The sequence below is a fragment of the Amycolatopsis sp. NPDC104863 genome (assembly GCF_055582965.1).
Genome location: NZ_JBVJOW010000001.1, coordinates 835,079 through 849,827 on the forward strand (window position 1 = coordinate 835,079; position 14,749 = coordinate 849,827).

A 14,749-nucleotide genomic window follows, 5' to 3' on the forward strand; every position below is an offset into this window, starting at 1 on the left:
ATCTGGTTCTGGCGACGCACATTTGATAGCTCGAACACCGCGGCTCCGGAGGCCCAGAGCATCGTGATGAGCTGTCCGGGCGCCGGGATCCCTGTTAGGCGGATCCGATGCCACTCACCGTCGATTACCGGCTGGATCACGAGCGGGTCGATGTAGATCGCTGCAGTCAACGCGCCGCTCGAATCAGCGCAGGTGTACTCAACGCAGAGGTACTCGTCGGCTCGTCGAACGCGCGCCGTAGCAGAGCCCTTGGCGTGTCGTGGTAGCGGCTCAGCGTGTTTCGGTCGGTAAGGTAGGTGTTGCAGTGGTGATGCCTGAGCACCACGGCGATCGGATCGATCCTCGAAGAGTGTGAAGGCGCCGATCGACTCCAGCGCGATCTCAGCCGGGGGGCACGAACTGTGCAGTCACGTGCTTAAGCTGCGCCACCGCGCGACGGTGCTCGATCTGCTCGTTGCGCAAGTCGTCCAAGCCGTGTAGCGCCTGGTTAGCGATCAGGAAGACCGTAGCGACGGGTCCCGTCGTTCATGGCCTGCTGGCGGACTTGGCGGCTCAGCAGGTCCATGTCCTGCGGTCTTCCTGCACCACGGCCTTGTCGAGCACTCGTTCGGCATACGCCCGCGTCTGGAGAAGATCCGGGATGCATGACGGTGTCCATCAACCAGGAACAGGCCGAACGAGCCGCAGCAAAGCGCAGATCGAGAGCGTTCCGGGCGACTCGACGGTAAGGCGTGCCGAGATCTACGCGAGGATCGATGCGCTCGGCGACGTCTGCGGCACACTGGCCGACGCGACCACAGTTGGCATGAGCCGCCTATACCGAGCACTGAACCTGGAGCTACGCTACGAACCAAAAGAGCTGGCCGTCTATGCGGCGACGAGCCAGTGTGTAGATAGTGCGTGTGTCCGAGGAGGGCCTTGAACTCCATGCGCGTGGCTTGAAGATTTGTCGCTCGGTCAGGCGAGTCGTGGAGTTGGGCCGACAGCTGATGGTCGGTGTTGGGCGGTGGCTGTTCAGCGGAGTGCGGCCTTTGCGCCTTGGGTTACTGCCTGGGCTACTGCTGCCAGGGCTGGGGAGTCCAGCTTCCACTGCTGCCAGTGCAGGGGGACGTCCAAGGGACGGTCCGGTGCTAGGTCGACCAGGGCGTCTCCGCGGGAGGCCGCCTGGATTTCTGGGACCATTCCCCAGCGCAGGCCGGCTGTTACGGCGTCGGTGAAGGACTCTGAGGCTGGGACGTAGTGGCGGACCAGCGTGAAGTTTCGGCGGCGGGTCAGGGCTCGGAGGAAGCGGTCCTGGAGGTCGTCCTTGCGGTCGAACACGATCACCGGTGCTGTGGGCAGGGCGGATGGGAGCGGGGCTGATGAGAGCCAGCGCTTGACGAATGCTGGTGACGCCATTGCCCGGTAGCGCATGCGGCCGAGGCGGTGGGATGTGCAGCCTCGGACTGGTTGGGGAGCCGCCGTTACTGCGGCCATCACCAGGCCTTCGCGCAGGAGCGCTGCTGTGTGGTCCTGGTCCTCGCGTTGCAGGTCGTAGCTGAGGGACAGGGACTCCGGGACTTGGGACAGGGCCGGGAGGAACCACGTTGCCAAGGAGTCGGCGTTTACCGCGATAGTGAGCGTGCGGACGGCTGACGAGCCCAGGCCCAGCTCGGAGAGCGCGTCCTGTTCCAGTTGGGCCAGGGACCGCGCGTAGCGGACTACCACCTTGCCGGATTCGGTCAGGCGTACTGGCTTGGTTCGGAGCAGGAGGACTCGGCCGGTGCGCTGCTCCAGGGCCTTTACTCGCTGGCTGACCGCGGACGGGCGTGACGTGCAGTACTGACGCTGCCGCGTCGAAGCTTTGCTCGTCCACTACGGCCAGGAGTGTTCTGACCTGGTCCAGAGGGAGGTCTGACATCATGAGCGCTAATGTTACGTAAGAATCTTTAGCTGGAGTAACGCAGCCGGACGGTCATACGGTGGTGGCGTGCTCCCTCTGCTCGTCGCCGGGTTCGGAACCGGCCTCTCGCTCATCGTTGCCATCGGCTCTCAGAACGCCTTCCTGCTGCAGCAGGGTCTGCGTGGGGGAGCCGTGACGCCGCTGGTGGTCATCTGCGCCGTGTCCGATCTGGTGCTCATCGGGCTGGGGGTCAGTGGGATCGGGGCCGTCCTGGGCCGGTGGCCGACCGCCATCGGGGTCATCGCTGTCGGGGGTGGGCTGTTCCTCCTTGCCTATGGCGCCCTAGCCGCGCGGCGGGCGTTCCGGCCTTCGGTGATGACCGTGGGTGAGGAACGCACGCCGCTGCGGAAGGCGGTGCTTGCCTGTGTTGCCTTTACCTGGCTCAACCCGCACGTCTACCTCGACACCGTGCTGCTGCTCGGCTCGATCGCCGTCGCTCATGGGGACGGGCGGTGGGTCTTCGGTGTCGGGGCCGGCATTGCCAGTGCCGTGTGGTTCAGTGCGCTGGGCTTTGGCGCGAAGCGGTTGGCCGGGGTGTTTGCCAAGCCGGTGGCGTGGCGTGTCCTCGACGTCCTCATCGCCGTGACCATGACCGGCCTTGGTGCGACGATGCTGCTGAGCCACGTCTAGCTCACCAGAGCTGGCCGCGCTCTGACGCTGGCGGGCGTTCCAGTTCCAGGAGGAACTCCTTGCGCTTCAGGCCGCCTGCGTAGCCGGTCAGCTTGCCGTTCTTGCCGACGACGCGGTGGCACGCCACGAGGATGCTCAGCGGGTTCCGGCCCACCGCCGCGCCGACTTCGTGCGGCAGGCCGCCCGCGACCTTCGCGAGTTCGCCGTACGTGGCGGTGTGGCCGTAGGGGATCTTTGCGATCTCGGCCCACACCGCGCGGTCGAAGGTGGGGCCGTCGGCGCGCGTGGGGATGTCGAACTCGGTGCGCTGGCCGGCGAAGTACTCCTTCAGCTGGTGGACCGCTTCCGGGAAGGCCGTGTCGTCCTGCTCGCCGAACGTCGACCGGTCGGGGCGCGTCCAGTGGTGCGGGAAGTACAGGCCGGTGACGACCTCGCCGTCTCCGACGAGGGTCAGGGGGCCGATCGGTGAGTCGACGATCGTGTGTTTCATCAGTCCTCCCAAGTGGTGCCGTCAGCCCGTGCGCCGCGTACGCCGGGCATGCGAAAATCTGCCAAGGTTGCGGTGACGACTGTCCGATGTGGACTCCAGGACGTCGACGTCCGCAACCGCTGTGCCATCCCGGCCCAGCCGGCCGGTGTTGCGCTGACCACCCACACGTCCGGTTCCGGTGCTGCGAACCGGCGGGCTTGGCGCAGCCAGGACGCTGCCGTCTCCGGCCACGTCACTGTTGCCAGGACCAGGCCGCCCCAGGCCTCGGCGATGCGTGCTCCGTCGGCCCGGGACACCGGATCGGCCGCGGTGCCGAGGACGATGTGGCGGGCCGAGCCAATGAGGCGGACCAGTGCCTCGAGTTCTGCGTCGGTCATGTTGCGTCGTGGAAGACGAGGCCGAGCGTGTGCCGTTGGCCTGAACGGACTGCTGAGACGCCGTGGCGTACCGGAGCTGCCGACCAGCCGCGAGCTGAGCGGACCGGACGGTCGCGAGTGGTGAACACCAGGCCGTGGCCCTGGGGGATGAGTGTCGCGGTGCCGCGTGACTGAGCGCGTGGTCGTTGCTCGACCAGCAGGAACTCGCCTCCGGTGTGGTCGGTGCCCGGGTTGTTGAGGTTGATCACGACCTGGAGCGGGAAGACCTTGTCGCCGTACAGGTCGCGGTGCAGGGCGTTCCAGCCGCCCGTTTCGTAGCGCAGCAGGATCGGTGTCGGCCGGTGTTGGCCGGCGGCGTGGCAGATGTCCAGCCATTCGTCCAAGGTGGACGGCCATTCCGCGTCGCGGCCGAGGCGGGCGTGCCAATCCTGGGCGATCGGCAGCAGCCGGGGGTAGAGCGCCCGGCGGAGGCGCTGCACCGGCTCCGGGAACGGTGCGGCGAAGTAGTGGTAGTCGCCGTTGTCGCCGAAGCGGTGGCGCCGCAGGTTCACGGTGGCGCGGAAGTGCTCCGGCTCGTCCCACATCGCGACGAGCTTGGCGCACTCGGCCGGGGTCAGGAGCTGCGGCAGCAAGGCGCAGCCGTAGTCGTCGACTTCGGCGGCCACGGCGTTCCAGTCGGCCGCCGCGACCCGCTTCTCGAATGTGCTCATACCTGGTAGACGCGCCGGGTGGGGAAAACGTGAGATCGGTGGGAGGGCGATTTGGTTCTGGTGTGGACGCGAGGTGAGAACGGGGGAGTGGCGGCTCGGCTGGGCTAGGCAGCCGGGGCGCGAGGGGACCCGTGCCGGGCGTTGCTGGTGGATGGACGAGCGGTCCCGGTGCCAGGTGGGTTGGCTGGGCGAGTGGTCCGGTGCCGGTGGGGCAAGGCGGGCGGACCTGCTGGATGCGGCTGTCCTGGCCAGGTGGCTGTTGTGGCGGCGGCCGTGAGGGTGAGTGCTGCGGAGGGTGGTGGTGAGGGCGAGTGCGCTGTTGAGCGGATGGCGAGGACGAACGCTGCGGACGGCGGCGCCGAGGAGGGGGGTGTGCTGTTGGGGGGCGACGATGAGTGCGCGGCGAAGGGGCGGTGGTGAGGTCGAGTGTGCTGTGGGGGCGGGGATGTGCGTGCTGCGGAGGGGGGTGGTGAGGTCGAGTGTGCTGTGGGGGCGGGGATGCGCGCGCTGCGGAGGGTGGTGGCGTCGCCGGGGCCAGCGGGGCGTGCTGGGGAATCGGCGACGCCGAGTCAGTCGCCGCCCTCCCGCCGGGGGGAAGAGAGAGACGGGACAGCGCTACTCCACCTTCGGCCCCGCTGACCCAGGCCGAAGGTGGAGTAGCTGAAGACCGGCGCCTAGCAGCGGCTCAGGCCGCCTCCAAGGTCAACAGCACTCGCTTGGCCTCTTCACCGCCTGCGTACTGGCCGTACGAACCGTCGGAGCGGACTACTCGGTGGCAGGGCACCACCACCGGCAGTGGGTTGAGCGCGCACGCCGTGCCCACGGCGCGGACTGCCTTGGGGCTGCCCGCCGCCGCTGCTACCTGGGCGTAGCTCTCCGTGTGGCCGTACGCGATCTCCGGGAGGTGCTCCAGGACCGACAGGCGGAAGCCGCGGGCCAGGCGGAAGTCGAGCGGGACGTCGAACGACTGGCGGCCGCCCGTGAAGTACTCGTCCAGCTGTCTGGTCACCGTTTCGAGGCGGGCTGGGGCTCGGAGGATGCGGGGGCTGATGGTCTCGGCCAGCGCCGCCAGCACCGCGTCGTGGTCCTGGCGGTCGAACGCCACCTTGACCAGGCCGCGCTCGGTCGCTGCCAGCAGCAGGGGGCCGACCGGGCTGTCCAGGGTGCGGTAGGCGAGGTCGAGCAGGCCTTCGCGCTCGGCGGCCGCGGTCAGGCGCTCGTGCATGCGGTTCGGGTTGAGCTCGTACTCCACCGGAAGCGAGGCGAAGATGTCGGTCATGAGTGCGCTCCTTCCAAGTTCACGGGATAGGTGGCCCGCAGGGCCTTGACGCCGTCGGCGGCCGCGCGGCGGGCGGCCTCCGTGGTGCCGCCGAGGATCTCGGCGATTTCGCGGTACGACAGCCCGCCCAGGTAGTGGTAGGCGACGGCGGCGCGCTGCTTGTCGGGCAGCCGGGCGAGCGCCGCCCACAGGTCGCCGTCCCACGTCGGCTCGCGGCCCGGGCGGTCCGGGATCTCGCCGACCGGGACCGGGGCGCGCGCGTGCGCCCGGGTGACGTCGATGGCCTTGCGGTGCGCGATCGTGACGAGCCACGCCTGGACGTTCGCGTCGGCGGGCAGCTCGGGGTAGGCCTTCAGCGCCGACAAGAAGGTCTCCGACCAGGCGTCTTCGGCGTCTGCGGGGCCCAGCACGGCCCGGCAGACCCGGAAGACCATCGGTCCGTGCTCGGCCACGATCTGCTCGAACGGTTTCACGATCACACCTGGTAGACGCTCACGGCGCCGAAACGTGAGATCTCGGATGGGTGATGCGGGACCCGGTGACCACGGTGGCGCCCAGCTCCTCGGACTCGTGCACCTGCGGCGCCAGGCCGGCCGCGGCGAAGAGCGCCGCCAGCACCGGCGCCTGCCGCTCACTCGCCTCGACCAGCACGGTCCCGCCGGGAACCAGCCAGTCCGGCGCCCCCGCGGCGACACGGCGGGCGAGGTCGAGGCCGTCCGCGCCGCCGTCCAGCGCGACGCGGGGTTCGTGCAGCCGGGCCTCGGGCGGCATCGTCGCGACGGCTTCCGACGGGACGTACGGGACGTTCGCCAGCAGCACGTCGACCCGGCCGCGCAGCGACGACGGCAGCGCGTCGTAGAGATCGCCCTGGTGGACGTGGAAATCCGGAAGGTTCACGCGGGCGCACTCGACGGCCGCGCGCTCGACGTCGGCGGCGTACAGCTCAAGCGGCCGCAGCACCGCGGCGAACGCGGCGCCGAGCGCGCCCGAACCGCAGCACAGGTCCAGCACGACGGGGTCCGGCGGGGCGAGCGAAACGGCGACGTCGACGAGGAACTCCGTCCGGCGCCGCGGCACGAACACGCCGGGCCGCACGGTGATCCGCAAGCCGTGGAACTCCGCCCAGCCGAGCAGCTGCTCCAAGGGCAGGCCGGCGATGCGGCGCACGACCAGCGACTCGAGCTCGGCGGGGGACGCGGCCGCGGTGACGAGGAGCTCGGCCTCGTCCTCGGCGAACACACAACCGGCGGCACGCAGCCGCGCGACGACGTCGGAAAGGGAAGTGGTCAAGGTCAGCGAAGTTTATACGACCTGCACCGCGTCGCCGACGTTCAACCCGGCGAAGAACGCGGCCGCGTCGGCGTCGTTCAGGTGGACGCAGCCGTGCGACGGCGCGTCCAGCGGGCCCTCGTGGAAGGCGATGCCGCCGGCCGCGAAGAACACTGAGTAGGGCATGTTCGTGCCGTAGATGCTGCTGGTGTGCTCGCGGTCCTTCCACGCGACGCGGAACGACCCCGCGGGGGTCGCCTGGTCGGGCGGGCCGAAGCCGGCGGGGACCGGGCCGCGCACGACCTGGCCGTCCCGCAGCAGCCAGGCGAGCCGCTGGGTTAGGCTCACGCACGCGCCGGTGGTGACGGCGCAGGGTGGCGCGGGCGGGGGAGTCGTCGTGGTCGGCGTGGTCGTCTTGGTCAGTGGCGCCGGCTCGGCGATCGGGCTCGGCGTGGTCGTCCGCGGCGGCGAACACGCCGCCGTGACCAGCATCAACCCCAGCAGGGTCGCTACCCCGGTGCTGCGCATCCGTCTTTCCCCTCGTCGCGGGTCCTCCCGGGGATCAGTACGGCTGACCGGCCCCGAAGGTTGAGCCACGTGTGCAGCGGGGTTGTCCCTGCGTGCAGCGCGGCTACCGCGGCGGGTACCCGGACGGTCAAGGTCGAACCCATGACCAAGCTGAGCGCCGAGCAGATCGCCCGGCACGCCTACGACGCCGGGTTCCGCGGCCAGGGCCTGACCACCGCGGTCGCGGTCGCGCTGGCCGAGTCCGGCGGCCGGACGACCGCGCACAACGCCACGCCGCCGGACAACTCCTACGGCCTGTGGCAGATCAACATGCTGGGCGCGCTCGGCCCGGACCGGCGCCACCAGTACCACCTCAAGTCGAACGACGCGTTGTTCAACCCGGACACGAACGCCCGGGTCGCGAAGGACATCTCGAGTGACGGGCACGACTTCACGCCCTGGTCGACGTACACGAACGGCGCCTACAAGGATCACCTCACCGCGGCGCGCAAGGCCGCCCAGGACGTCACGAAGCACCACGGCAAGCCGCACGCGCAGTCCGGCGCGTCCCACGGCAAGCCGCTGCGCGTGGACGACGCCGTCCTGCACTCCTACGTGAAGCGGACCCGGCACGTCGCCGACAGCCTGGGTGCCACGACCGGGCAGCTGCGCGACGTGCGGGAGATCGGTCACGAGAGCTTCGGCAAGATCGGCAAGGAGTCCGGGTTCGCCGACGCGCTCGCCGGCTTCGGCTTGGCGCTGCAGAAGCAGGTCAAGGGCGTCGGCGCGCACGCCGACGGGCTCGCTACGGCCGCGCAGAAGGCCGCGAAGTCCTATCGCGACCACGAGACGGCGACCGCCGCCGCGTTGAACGGACGGAACTGACATGGACACCGCCGCGCTGGCGCGCTCCTTCGCGAAGGACCTCATCGCGCACCGCAACAAGCTCGCCGGGAAGGCCGAGGACGCCGTCCGCGCCGAGTTCGCCCTGCACCAGGTGGCGGGCGCGCTGGACGCCCAGCACGACGCCTACCACAAGGAAAGCGCCACGGTGCTCGGCCAGTGGCACGGCCACGGCGCCGACGGCTTCGAGCACACCAGCGCGAAGCTCACGAAGGAGCTGAAGGTCACCGGCGCCGCCGGGGCCGCGGCGGAGAAGCTCGTCGCGCACGTGGCGTCCACTGTGGACAGCGGGCACACGGCCGTGCAGCGGCTGGTCGACGAATACACCACCAAGGCCAAGCAGATCCTCGACGCCGGCGCGACGACCGGGACGCAGGCCGCGCTGATGCGGGCCGTCGGGCACGCCGCGGACCTCGCGCCGCAGTACACACGCCAGTCAGCGTCGACACTGCGGCACGTCGACGCCGAGCTCAAGGCGGCGGCGAAGAAGCTGAACGAGCTCCGGAAGGACCTGACCCACGACGGCGTCGCCGACAAGACGGCGCCCGCGCACGCGAAGTCGACTCATCCCGGCAAGTCGACCCATCCCAGCAAGGCATCCGGGCGCGGGAAGGACGTCGTCCACGCCGCGCGCACGCAGCTGGGCGTCCGCGAGAACCCGCCGGGCAGCAACCGGAACCCGTACGGCCCGACCGCCGCGTGGTGCTCGTCGTTCGCCACCGCGATGTGGCGCAAGGCCGGGGTGAAGATCCCGATCCTGCCGTTCAGCGGCGACGTCTACCACTGGGGCCAGGAGAACGGGCACGCGTACGGCAAGAACTCGCTGCACCAGGCGCGCCCGGGAGACGTGCTGATCTTCGGCACCGGGCCGCAGAACACGTCGACGAGCACGCACATCGGCATCGTCGAGAAGGTCGAGGGGAACCAGGTCACGATGATCGAGGGCAACTCCGGGGACGCCGTCCGCCGGAACACGCACACGCTCTCGGCGTCGACGTTCTACGGAGGGGTCCACCCGTGATCACCGGAAAAGCCGCCGACCGGACGGTCGCCGTGGAGGTCGCGCCCGGCGGGGCGCTGCAGGAGCTGACGCTGGAGGCGTCGGCGCTGCGGCTGGAGCCGGACGAGCTCGCCCGCCGGATCCTGCTGCTGACGGCGGCCGCGTCGGCTCGCGCCACCGCGTCGCTGTGGCACACCGTCGACGACGGGCTCGAGGGTCTCGGCCTGCCCGCGCCGGGGGAAGCCGCGGAAGAGACGACGCCGGAAAGCTGGCGGGCGCAGTGAACGGGGAGCGGACGGCGGTGGAGCTGGCCGACGACGCCTTCGCGGCGCCGGACCCGGGGTACGGGGCGCGGCTGGCGGCGATTCGCGCGAGTGCGGCCGGGGACGGGGTTTCGGTGCTGGTCGATCTGCACGGTGCGCTCGTCGACCTGCGGTTCGACCGGTGGGCGCTGAACCGGGCGCCGGGGGAGCTGGCTGGGGTGATCCGACGGCTGGCCGAGGAAGCCGCGGTTGATGCGCTGCGGCAGGGGCGGGAGCTGCTCGGCGACTTGCTGCCGGAAGAGGAGTCCGGCGGCATGGAGGGGCCCGCGATCCGGCCGCGCGAGCAGGACGAGTCCGGCCCGGCTCGAGCCTCGGGACCCGAGATCCGGCCGCGCGAGCAGGACCAGCCCGGCCCGGCTCAAGCCTCGGGACCGGCGATCCGGCCGCGCGAGCAGGACCAGCCCGGTCCGGCTCAAGCCTCGGGACCGGCGATCCGGCCCCGACGGCAGCCCGCGATCCGGTCACGCGAGCCCGACGACTCCTTCACCCCCGTGACCTGGGCGACCTGACCGGTCCGCTCACCGGACGTCGTCGACCAGACGGCCGATCCGGTCCGCCAACCACGCGCTGTCCGCGGGGGTGAGCGTCACCCACGGCTCGCCGCCGACGTCCTCCGGGGTCACCGCGTACCGCCCCGCCGCCGTGTCGAACCACGCCACGACCGGGGTGCGGCCCGCAGGACCGGTCGCGGCGAGCTGGCCCGCCGCGTAGCGCTCGGCGGTGACCAGCGTGGCGAGCGGCCGCACGGCCCGGCCGGTGATCCCGGCCGCGCCCAAGGCCCGCTCGAACGCGTCGTAACCGCTGCGGGCGTACGCCTCTGTCGCCGCCGAGTAGGCCGCGCGAGGGAGGCGGAGCTGGTCGCCGGGGCCCGGGGGCTGGTCGCCGAGCATGCGGGTCACCGCCGGGACCAGGTCGGCCGGGCGCAACGGCTCCAGCACCAGGTCACGTTCGTCCAGCACGGCCAGCACCCCGGCCGTGTCCCGCACCGCGGCGAGCAGCCGCCACGGCGCCTCGCCGAGCACCAGCGCGTCGACGCTCAGCGCCGGTGACCCCAGCAGCCCGAACAGGTCCGCCAACCCCGGGTCGACGTCGTCGCCGTCGGTCAGCCCGGCTTCGGACAGCCCCGCGAACACGCGGACGCCCAGGTCGTCGCGCTCGGCGTGGGTGGCGCCGTGCGCCGGGACGTCGAACGGGTGCGGTGGCGGCCCGCCCGGTCCCAGGTCCTCCCAGAGGAGATCGAATTCCAGATGCGACAGGATCACTCCCGCCGTCGTCGCGGTGCGGCGCGCCATGGTCCCCCTTCCCGTGGTGGGCGGCCGCCGTCGGGCACGATGGTGCCGATGGCCGAGCCGCACCCTGTGGAGGTACCCGCGAGCGGGTACCTCGTCGTCCGCGCTTCGGGCGCGGCGGCGGCGCGCGCGGCGATCCTCGGCGGCGCCGCCGGTGCTCCGGAGGGCATCCAGCTGCTGCTGCGCTGCCCGGTGCCCCGCGCGGTCGCCGAGTCCGGCGCGAAGCTGACGTTCGCCGACGCGACCCTGCACCTGCAGCCGTCCGGCGTGGTGATGCTGACCGTCGCCGCGGCGAAGCTGTCGATCTCCTTCACCGAGCTGCGGCCGCTGATGTTCCGGCCGGTCGAGGTCGACGCGCCGCTGCGGTCGCTGTTCGCCGGCGCCGTGGCGCACGTCCTCGCGGCCGGGCCGCGCCTCGACCCGCACGGCCTGGCCCACCACCTGCTCGGGCTGGCCGAACTGGTGCTGCGCAGCGCGTTGCGCGTCGAGCTCGACCGTGTCGACGCACTCGCGGCGCGAAGGCGCGAAGCACTGGAGTACATGCGCGCGCACCTGTCCGAGCAGTCGCTCACAGCGGACAGGATCGCCGAAGCGCTGTACATCTCACGAAGGCGGCTGTACCAGCTGTTCGACGACGGCCAAGGCGTCTCGGAACGGCTCAAGGGCCTCCGGATCGAACGCGCGAAGGTGCTCCTGGCCGACCCCGCGAAGGCCGGGCGCGGGATCGCGGAGATCGCGCGGGACTGCGGGTTCACGAGCGCCCCGCACTTCTCGCGGACGTTCCGCGCGGCGACCGGCCGGACCCCGCGGGAGTTCCGGGAGCGGGCGCTGCGGCCGTGAGGTCGACGCCGGCGACGAGCGTGCCCGCCAGGCCCGCCACCTCCAGCCAGCCCCGGCCGCCGGGGGAGTGCAGGGTGAACACCGCCGCGCGCGGGCGGTCCGGGTCGAGCACCACGGCCTGCAGCTGCGCGCCGGACAGGCCGATGCGCTCGACGATCGTCACCGGGTAACCGCGGCCGGTGCGGGCGCTGCTCACGTCGCGGATGCCCGGGCTCCGGTCGGCGACGAACCGGCCGAGGTCCGCCGCGGCGGCTTCGTCGAGCGGCCCGTCCGCGGCGATCATTCCGGCGATCAGCAGCGCCGGGTCCGCGTCGCGGTGCTCGACCAGCGCGAGCAGGCCCGCGCGCTGCTCGTGGGCGATCTCCGCGGACTGGACGGCGGCCGCCTCGAGCCCGAGGTCGCGGGCGGCGTCGGGCCCGCGCAGGCGCGCCATCAGCGTGTGCAGCTCGGCCGTGGTGCGCTCGACCGAGTCCAGGCTCACCGGGGTGATCCCCGGGACGGCGGGCAGTTTCACCGGCCACCCAGCGCGGCGGCGAACGCGCCCACGGCGCCCGGCGGCGGGGTCACCGGCGCGACGGGTGTCCGTGCGACGGTCACCCCCAGCTCGCGCCCGGCGGCCGCGAACGACTCCAGATGGGTGCTGAGGGAAGGGAAGTCCGGCGCGCTCGGCAGTGGTCCGCCGTCACCGAGGGCCCACAGCCGGGCGGCGACGCGGGCCGCTTCGGCGGTGTGGGCGCGTTCGAGGTCCCGCGCTTCGGCGAGGACACGCTCAAGGTCGTCGCGCCGGGCGGCGAGGCGGGTGCGGGCGGCGGTGAGTTCTCCTTGGCCGGCCGGGGAAAACTGGGCTTCCGTCTCGGCCCGCTCGACGTCGTCTTCGGCGTCGACGACGGCTCGGCGCGCGGCCGCGGCCCGGCGGTCCAGCTCTTCGGCCTGGCGGCGGTGGGCGAGCAGCGTCCCGGCCCAGTCGCCGAGAACCGTTGCCGCCGTGCGCATCGCGTCCGGCACGGCGGACAGGCCCGCCGCGGCTCGGCGGGCGCGGTCGGCCAGCGCCTGGGCGGACCGGCCCGCCCATTCCGGGATTTCGCCGGGGGACAGGGCTTCGCCGAGCCGGGCCGCCGCTTCGGCGCACCGGCGGGCCGCTTCGGCGACGGCGTCGGGACTGCCGGGCGCCGGGTCGAAGCCGAGGCCGCGGAACTCAGCCATCGGCCCGGCCCAGGTCGCCGGCGGCTTCCGCGTCCGTGGACCGGTAGGCCTTCGCCGCGGCCCGGACACTCGCCGCCGCCATGCCGAAGTCCGTCTCCACGGCACGCATCCTGCCGGACCATTCGCCGATCAGCGCGGTGAGCGCGGCCGACACCGGGCCCGGGTCGTCCAGGCCCGCGGCGTCGACCTCGGCCGCCGCGGCGCGATGCTCCTCCGCCGCGTCCTCCAGCCGCCGGGCGAGGACGTCGAGCGCGGCGGGGTCGGCGTGGAACCCGCTCATTCGCCGAACACCGGCGGGTACGCGGGCGGGAGGTCGTCGAGCAGGTCGTACCCGTCGGCGTACTTGTCGCGGTGCTCGGTGTCGTCCTCGCGCCGGGCACCCTGGCCCGGCGGGTACATCCCGTACCCGCCCGCCGAGCCGCGGCCGCCGTTCGCGCCCGGGCCGAAGCCGGACACGCCGGCGCCCGGTCCGCGGCCCAGGCCTGTCCGCCCGCCTTCGCCGAAACCTCCGCCGGAAGCCGAACCGGCCGGGACCCCGGGGAAGCCCGGGCCGAAGCCGGTCCCGTACCCCGCCCCGCTGGTCTGGCCGCCGGTCGTCACCCCCGGCCCGATCACGCCGTCGAGCCCGCCGGGCACCACGGCGCCGGTGAGCGTGCCCGGCAGGGCGGCCGCGGACGACGTCGAGTCGTCCGGGACGCTGCCGGGGTCATGGCCCGGTTCGGGGTGATCGACGGGCGGGGCCACCGTCACCGGCGTGGGGACCCGCGGGGTGTCGGAGCCCGCGCTGACCTGCGGCGCGGTGTCGAACGCCGGGGGCAGCCGGTGGCGGACGTCGTGGCTCGCGCCCTCGTACTGCTCCATCACGCGCACGGCTTCGGCCTTGGCCTGGTCGGCCTGCTTCTTGGTGGGCAGCTTGTCGTCGAGCAGGTCGTCCAGCATGTACGCGCCTTCGGGCCCGTCGAGCCGCTTGACGGCGTACCCCTCCTGGAACCACCGCTCGGCCCAGTAGTGCACCGGCTCCGGCATCTTCCGCCGGGCTTCGCCGATCGCCGAGGTGTAGCTGTCGAGTCCGTCGCCGATGTGGCGGGCGTTCTCGCTCGCGGTGCTCGCCCAGCCGGTCAGCCGCTGCACCGAGTCCGCCGCCTGCGCCGCCGACGGGCCGCGCCACGACAGCAGCAGCTTCTGCACCAGCGCGTGGACGTCGCCGGTGGCCGTGTCGACACCCTTGCCGAGCTCGGCCCACCGGTGGGCCTGCTCGCCCAGCCGGGGCGGGTCGGCCGACTGGACCATGTCCCACAGCTCGCGGTGGTCGTAGCTCTCCCAGTTGATCCGCCCGAACGTGTCTTCACGGTCGTTGACGGCTTTCTCCCGACGGACGCGCCGCGCTTTCGCCTTCTCGCGCTTCGTGGGCTCGTGGTGCGTGGAGTGGTACTCAGGCATCACGCTCACCCGCCCGGAGGGACGCGGCGGCCTCCTCGTCGTTGCGGCGGTGCGTCGCGGCGACGGTGTCGAGCGCCTGCCGGAGCGCGGCGAGCTCGCCGAGGTACGACGTCAGCGCGGCCTGCACCCCGCCGGCCTCGGCGCCCCCGCGGACGCCGAACGAGCGGCGCATCCAGTGGGAGACCGGCCCCTTGCCGTCGGCCAGCGGAGTGCCGAGGTCACGGGCGCTTTCGAGGTAGGCGGACAGCTCCTGGTGACGCTCGTCGAGGGCCTTCTTCGCCGCGTCGACCTCGGCGTAGTCCAGCTCCAGGACGTCGGAGCCGTCGGCGACCAGCGCGGCCGTGCCCCCGCCCTGCGGCTGCGCGACGCCCGAGGCGTGTTCCCGCGGGTCGTGCCCGTCCTGCTTCTCTCGCTGGTGCTCCGCCCGCAGCTGCCGCCGTGCGTCGGCTTCGTTGCGCACTGTCGCCATTGAGGTCCTTCCCTCGCCACCCAGGCGTCCATCCTGGCCAATGGGCGGCGCGAAGAGAAGGGAGACCCACCCGGGTGC

19 protein-coding genes and 1 pseudogene are annotated in these 14,749 nt (G+C 72.2%); 6 read left to right on the plus strand and 14 right to left on the minus strand.

Annotation, left to right across the window (positions count from 1 at the left end):
- Positions 1-1,014: 1,014 nt before the first annotated feature.
- Positions 1,015-1,903 (minus strand): annotated as a pseudogene (locus tag ACZ63J_RS03655) (LysR family transcriptional regulator ArgP).
- Positions 1,904-1,969: 66 nt separating this feature from the next.
- On the opposite strand from ACZ63J_RS03655, the gene ACZ63J_RS03660 reads away from it, so the two are divergent.
- Positions 1,970-2,572 (plus strand): LysE/ArgO family amino acid transporter, encoded by a 603-nt coding sequence (locus tag ACZ63J_RS03660; protein WP_465313941.1) that lies wholly within the window; start codon positions 1,970-1,972, stop codon positions 2,570-2,572.
- 1 nt (position 2,573) lies between these two features.
- Here the strand turns inward: ACZ63J_RS03660 and ACZ63J_RS03665 are convergent, their stop codons facing one another.
- The 7 genes from ACZ63J_RS03665 to ACZ63J_RS03695 form a co-directional block, all read right to left on the minus strand.
- Positions 2,574-3,062: a methylated-DNA--[protein]-cysteine S-methyltransferase gene (locus ACZ63J_RS03665; protein ID WP_465399897.1), complete on the minus strand. Its 489-nt coding sequence runs from the start codon at positions 3,060-3,062 to the stop codon at positions 2,574-2,576.
- Positions 3,062-3,439 carry a hypothetical protein gene (locus tag ACZ63J_RS03670; RefSeq protein ID WP_465399896.1) on the minus strand — a complete coding sequence of 126 codons (378 nt, stop codon included), beginning with the start codon at positions 3,437-3,439 and terminating at the stop codon, positions 3,062-3,064. Before ACZ63J_RS03670 ends, ACZ63J_RS03665 begins: the two co-directional genes overlap by 1 nt.
- Complete coding sequence (locus ACZ63J_RS03675) at positions 3,436-4,149, minus strand: 2OG-Fe(II) oxygenase (protein ID WP_465399895.1); 714 nt, start codon at positions 4,147-4,149, stop codon at positions 3,436-3,438. The genes ACZ63J_RS03670 and ACZ63J_RS03675 overlap by 4 nt, the downstream gene beginning before the upstream one ends.
- A gap of 685 nt (positions 4,150-4,834) precedes the next feature.
- Entirely contained in the window at positions 4,835-5,428 is a 594-nt protein-coding gene (locus ACZ63J_RS03680) for a methylated-DNA--[protein]-cysteine S-methyltransferase (protein ID WP_465399894.1), read from the minus strand.
- Positions 5,425-5,907: an RNA polymerase sigma factor gene (locus tag ACZ63J_RS03685; protein ID WP_465399893.1), complete on the minus strand. Its 483-nt coding sequence runs from the start codon at positions 5,905-5,907 to the stop codon at positions 5,425-5,427. Before ACZ63J_RS03685 ends, ACZ63J_RS03680 begins: the two co-directional genes overlap by 4 nt.
- Positions 5,908-5,920: 13 nt before the next feature.
- Complete coding sequence (locus ACZ63J_RS03690) at positions 5,921-6,718, minus strand: putative protein N(5)-glutamine methyltransferase (RefSeq protein WP_465399892.1); 798 nt, start codon at positions 6,716-6,718, stop codon at positions 5,921-5,923.
- 12 nt (positions 6,719-6,730) lie between these two features.
- On the minus strand, positions 6,731-7,225 hold the full coding sequence (locus ACZ63J_RS03695; protein ID WP_465399891.1) for a L,D-transpeptidase: 495 nt from the start codon (positions 7,223-7,225) through the stop codon (positions 6,731-6,733).
- A gap of 141 nt (positions 7,226-7,366) precedes the next feature.
- Between ACZ63J_RS03695 and ACZ63J_RS03700 the strand changes: the two genes are divergently transcribed.
- The 4 genes from ACZ63J_RS03700 to ACZ63J_RS03715 are packed head-to-tail and all read left to right on the plus strand — an operon-like array spanning position 7,367 to position 9,939.
- A complete protein-coding gene (locus ACZ63J_RS03700) occupies positions 7,367-8,089 on the plus strand; it encodes a transglycosylase SLT domain-containing protein (RefSeq protein WP_465399890.1) in 723 nt (240 codons plus the stop codon).
- Position 8,090: 1 nt separating this feature from the next.
- Positions 8,091-9,128, plus strand: coding sequence for a CHAP domain-containing protein (locus ACZ63J_RS03705; RefSeq protein WP_465399889.1), 1,038 nt, complete (start codon positions 8,091-8,093; stop codon positions 9,126-9,128).
- Positions 9,125-9,391, plus strand: a complete 267-nt coding sequence (locus ACZ63J_RS03710; protein WP_465399888.1) for a YbaB/EbfC family DNA-binding protein — start codon at positions 9,125-9,127, stop codon at positions 9,389-9,391. The genes ACZ63J_RS03705 and ACZ63J_RS03710 overlap by 4 nt, the downstream gene beginning before the upstream one ends.
- On the plus strand, positions 9,388-9,939 hold the full coding sequence (locus ACZ63J_RS03715; protein WP_465399887.1) for a hypothetical protein: 552 nt from the start codon (positions 9,388-9,390) through the stop codon (positions 9,937-9,939). Before ACZ63J_RS03710 ends, ACZ63J_RS03715 begins: the two co-directional genes overlap by 4 nt.
- A 9-nt stretch (positions 9,940-9,948) precedes the next feature.
- On the opposite strand, the gene ACZ63J_RS03720 is transcribed toward ACZ63J_RS03715, so the two are convergent.
- The gene (locus tag ACZ63J_RS03720) at positions 9,949-10,722 is read right to left on the minus strand and encodes an ESX secretion-associated protein EspG (protein WP_465399886.1); all 774 of its coding nucleotides are present in this window, start codon (positions 10,720-10,722) and stop codon (positions 9,949-9,951) included.
- A 48-nt stretch (positions 10,723-10,770) separates the two neighbouring features.
- Between ACZ63J_RS03720 and ACZ63J_RS03725 the strand changes: the two genes are divergently transcribed.
- The gene (locus ACZ63J_RS03725) at positions 10,771-11,559 is read left to right on the plus strand and encodes a helix-turn-helix transcriptional regulator (RefSeq protein ID WP_465399885.1); all 789 of its coding nucleotides are present in this window, start codon (positions 10,771-10,773) and stop codon (positions 11,557-11,559) included.
- Here ACZ63J_RS03725 and ACZ63J_RS03730 read toward each other — a convergent pair.
- The 5 genes from ACZ63J_RS03730 to ACZ63J_RS03750 are packed head-to-tail and all read right to left on the minus strand — an operon-like array spanning position 11,471 to position 14,671.
- A complete protein-coding gene (locus ACZ63J_RS03730; protein WP_465341102.1) occupies positions 11,471-12,073 on the minus strand; it encodes a hypothetical protein in 603 nt (200 codons plus the stop codon). The two genes, ACZ63J_RS03725 and ACZ63J_RS03730, sit on opposite strands and share 89 nt — an antisense overlap.
- Complete coding sequence (locus tag ACZ63J_RS03735; RefSeq protein WP_465399884.1) at positions 12,070-12,762, minus strand: hypothetical protein; 693 nt, start codon at positions 12,760-12,762, stop codon at positions 12,070-12,072. The genes ACZ63J_RS03730 and ACZ63J_RS03735 overlap by 4 nt, the downstream gene beginning before the upstream one ends.
- Positions 12,755-13,042: a hypothetical protein gene (locus ACZ63J_RS03740; protein WP_465399883.1), complete on the minus strand. Its 288-nt coding sequence runs from the start codon at positions 13,040-13,042 to the stop codon at positions 12,755-12,757. The genes ACZ63J_RS03735 and ACZ63J_RS03740 overlap by 8 nt, the downstream gene beginning before the upstream one ends.
- Positions 13,039-14,202, minus strand: a complete 1,164-nt coding sequence (locus ACZ63J_RS03745) for a PPE domain-containing protein (protein ID WP_465399882.1) — start codon at positions 14,200-14,202, stop codon at positions 13,039-13,041. The genes ACZ63J_RS03740 and ACZ63J_RS03745 overlap by 4 nt, the downstream gene beginning before the upstream one ends.
- Positions 14,195-14,671, minus strand: a complete 477-nt coding sequence (locus tag ACZ63J_RS03750) for a hypothetical protein (RefSeq protein ID WP_465313923.1) — start codon at positions 14,669-14,671, stop codon at positions 14,195-14,197. The genes ACZ63J_RS03745 and ACZ63J_RS03750 overlap by 8 nt, the downstream gene beginning before the upstream one ends.
- Between the last annotated feature and the right edge of the window lie 78 nt (positions 14,672-14,749).

Bases quoted from the DNA above. Each gene is read 5' to 3' on its own strand.
- ACZ63J_RS03665 (WP_465399897.1), bottom strand. From the start codon at position 3,062: ATGAAACACACGATCGTCGACTCACCGATCGGCCCCCTGACCCTCGTC.
- ACZ63J_RS03670 (WP_465399896.1), bottom strand. From the start codon at position 3,439: ATGACCGACGCAGAACTCGAGGCACTGGTCCGCCTCATTGGCTCGGCC.
- ACZ63J_RS03675 (WP_465399895.1), bottom strand. From the start codon at position 4,149: ATGAGCACATTCGAGAAGCGGGTCGCGGCGGCCGACTGGAACGCCGTG.
- ACZ63J_RS03680 (WP_465399894.1), bottom strand. From the start codon at position 5,428: ATGACCGACATCTTCGCCTCGCTTCCGGTGGAGTACGAGCTCAACCCG.
- ACZ63J_RS03695 (WP_465399891.1), bottom strand. From the start codon at position 7,225: ATGCGCAGCACCGGGGTAGCGACCCTGCTGGGGTTGATGCTGGTCACG.
- ACZ63J_RS03700 (WP_465399890.1), top strand. From the start codon at position 7,367: ATGACCAAGCTGAGCGCCGAGCAGATCGCCCGGCACGCCTACGACGCC.
- ACZ63J_RS03705 (WP_465399889.1), top strand. From the start codon at position 8,091: ATGGACACCGCCGCGCTGGCGCGCTCCTTCGCGAAGGACCTCATCGCG.
- ACZ63J_RS03720 (WP_465399886.1), bottom strand. From the start codon at position 10,722: ATGGCGCGCCGCACCGCGACGACGGCGGGAGTGATCCTGTCGCATCTG.
- ACZ63J_RS03725 (WP_465399885.1), top strand. From the start codon at position 10,771: ATGGCCGAGCCGCACCCTGTGGAGGTACCCGCGAGCGGGTACCTCGTC.
- ACZ63J_RS03735 (WP_465399884.1), bottom strand. From the start codon at position 12,762: ATGGCTGAGTTCCGCGGCCTCGGCTTCGACCCGGCGCCCGGCAGTCCC.
- ACZ63J_RS03740 (WP_465399883.1), bottom strand. From the start codon at position 13,042: ATGAGCGGGTTCCACGCCGACCCCGCCGCGCTCGACGTCCTCGCCCGG.
- ACZ63J_RS03745 (WP_465399882.1), bottom strand. From the start codon at position 14,202: ATGCCTGAGTACCACTCCACGCACCACGAGCCCACGAAGCGCGAGAAG.
- ACZ63J_RS03750 (WP_465313923.1), bottom strand. From the start codon at position 14,671: ATGGCGACAGTGCGCAACGAAGCCGACGCACGGCGGCAGCTGCGGGCG.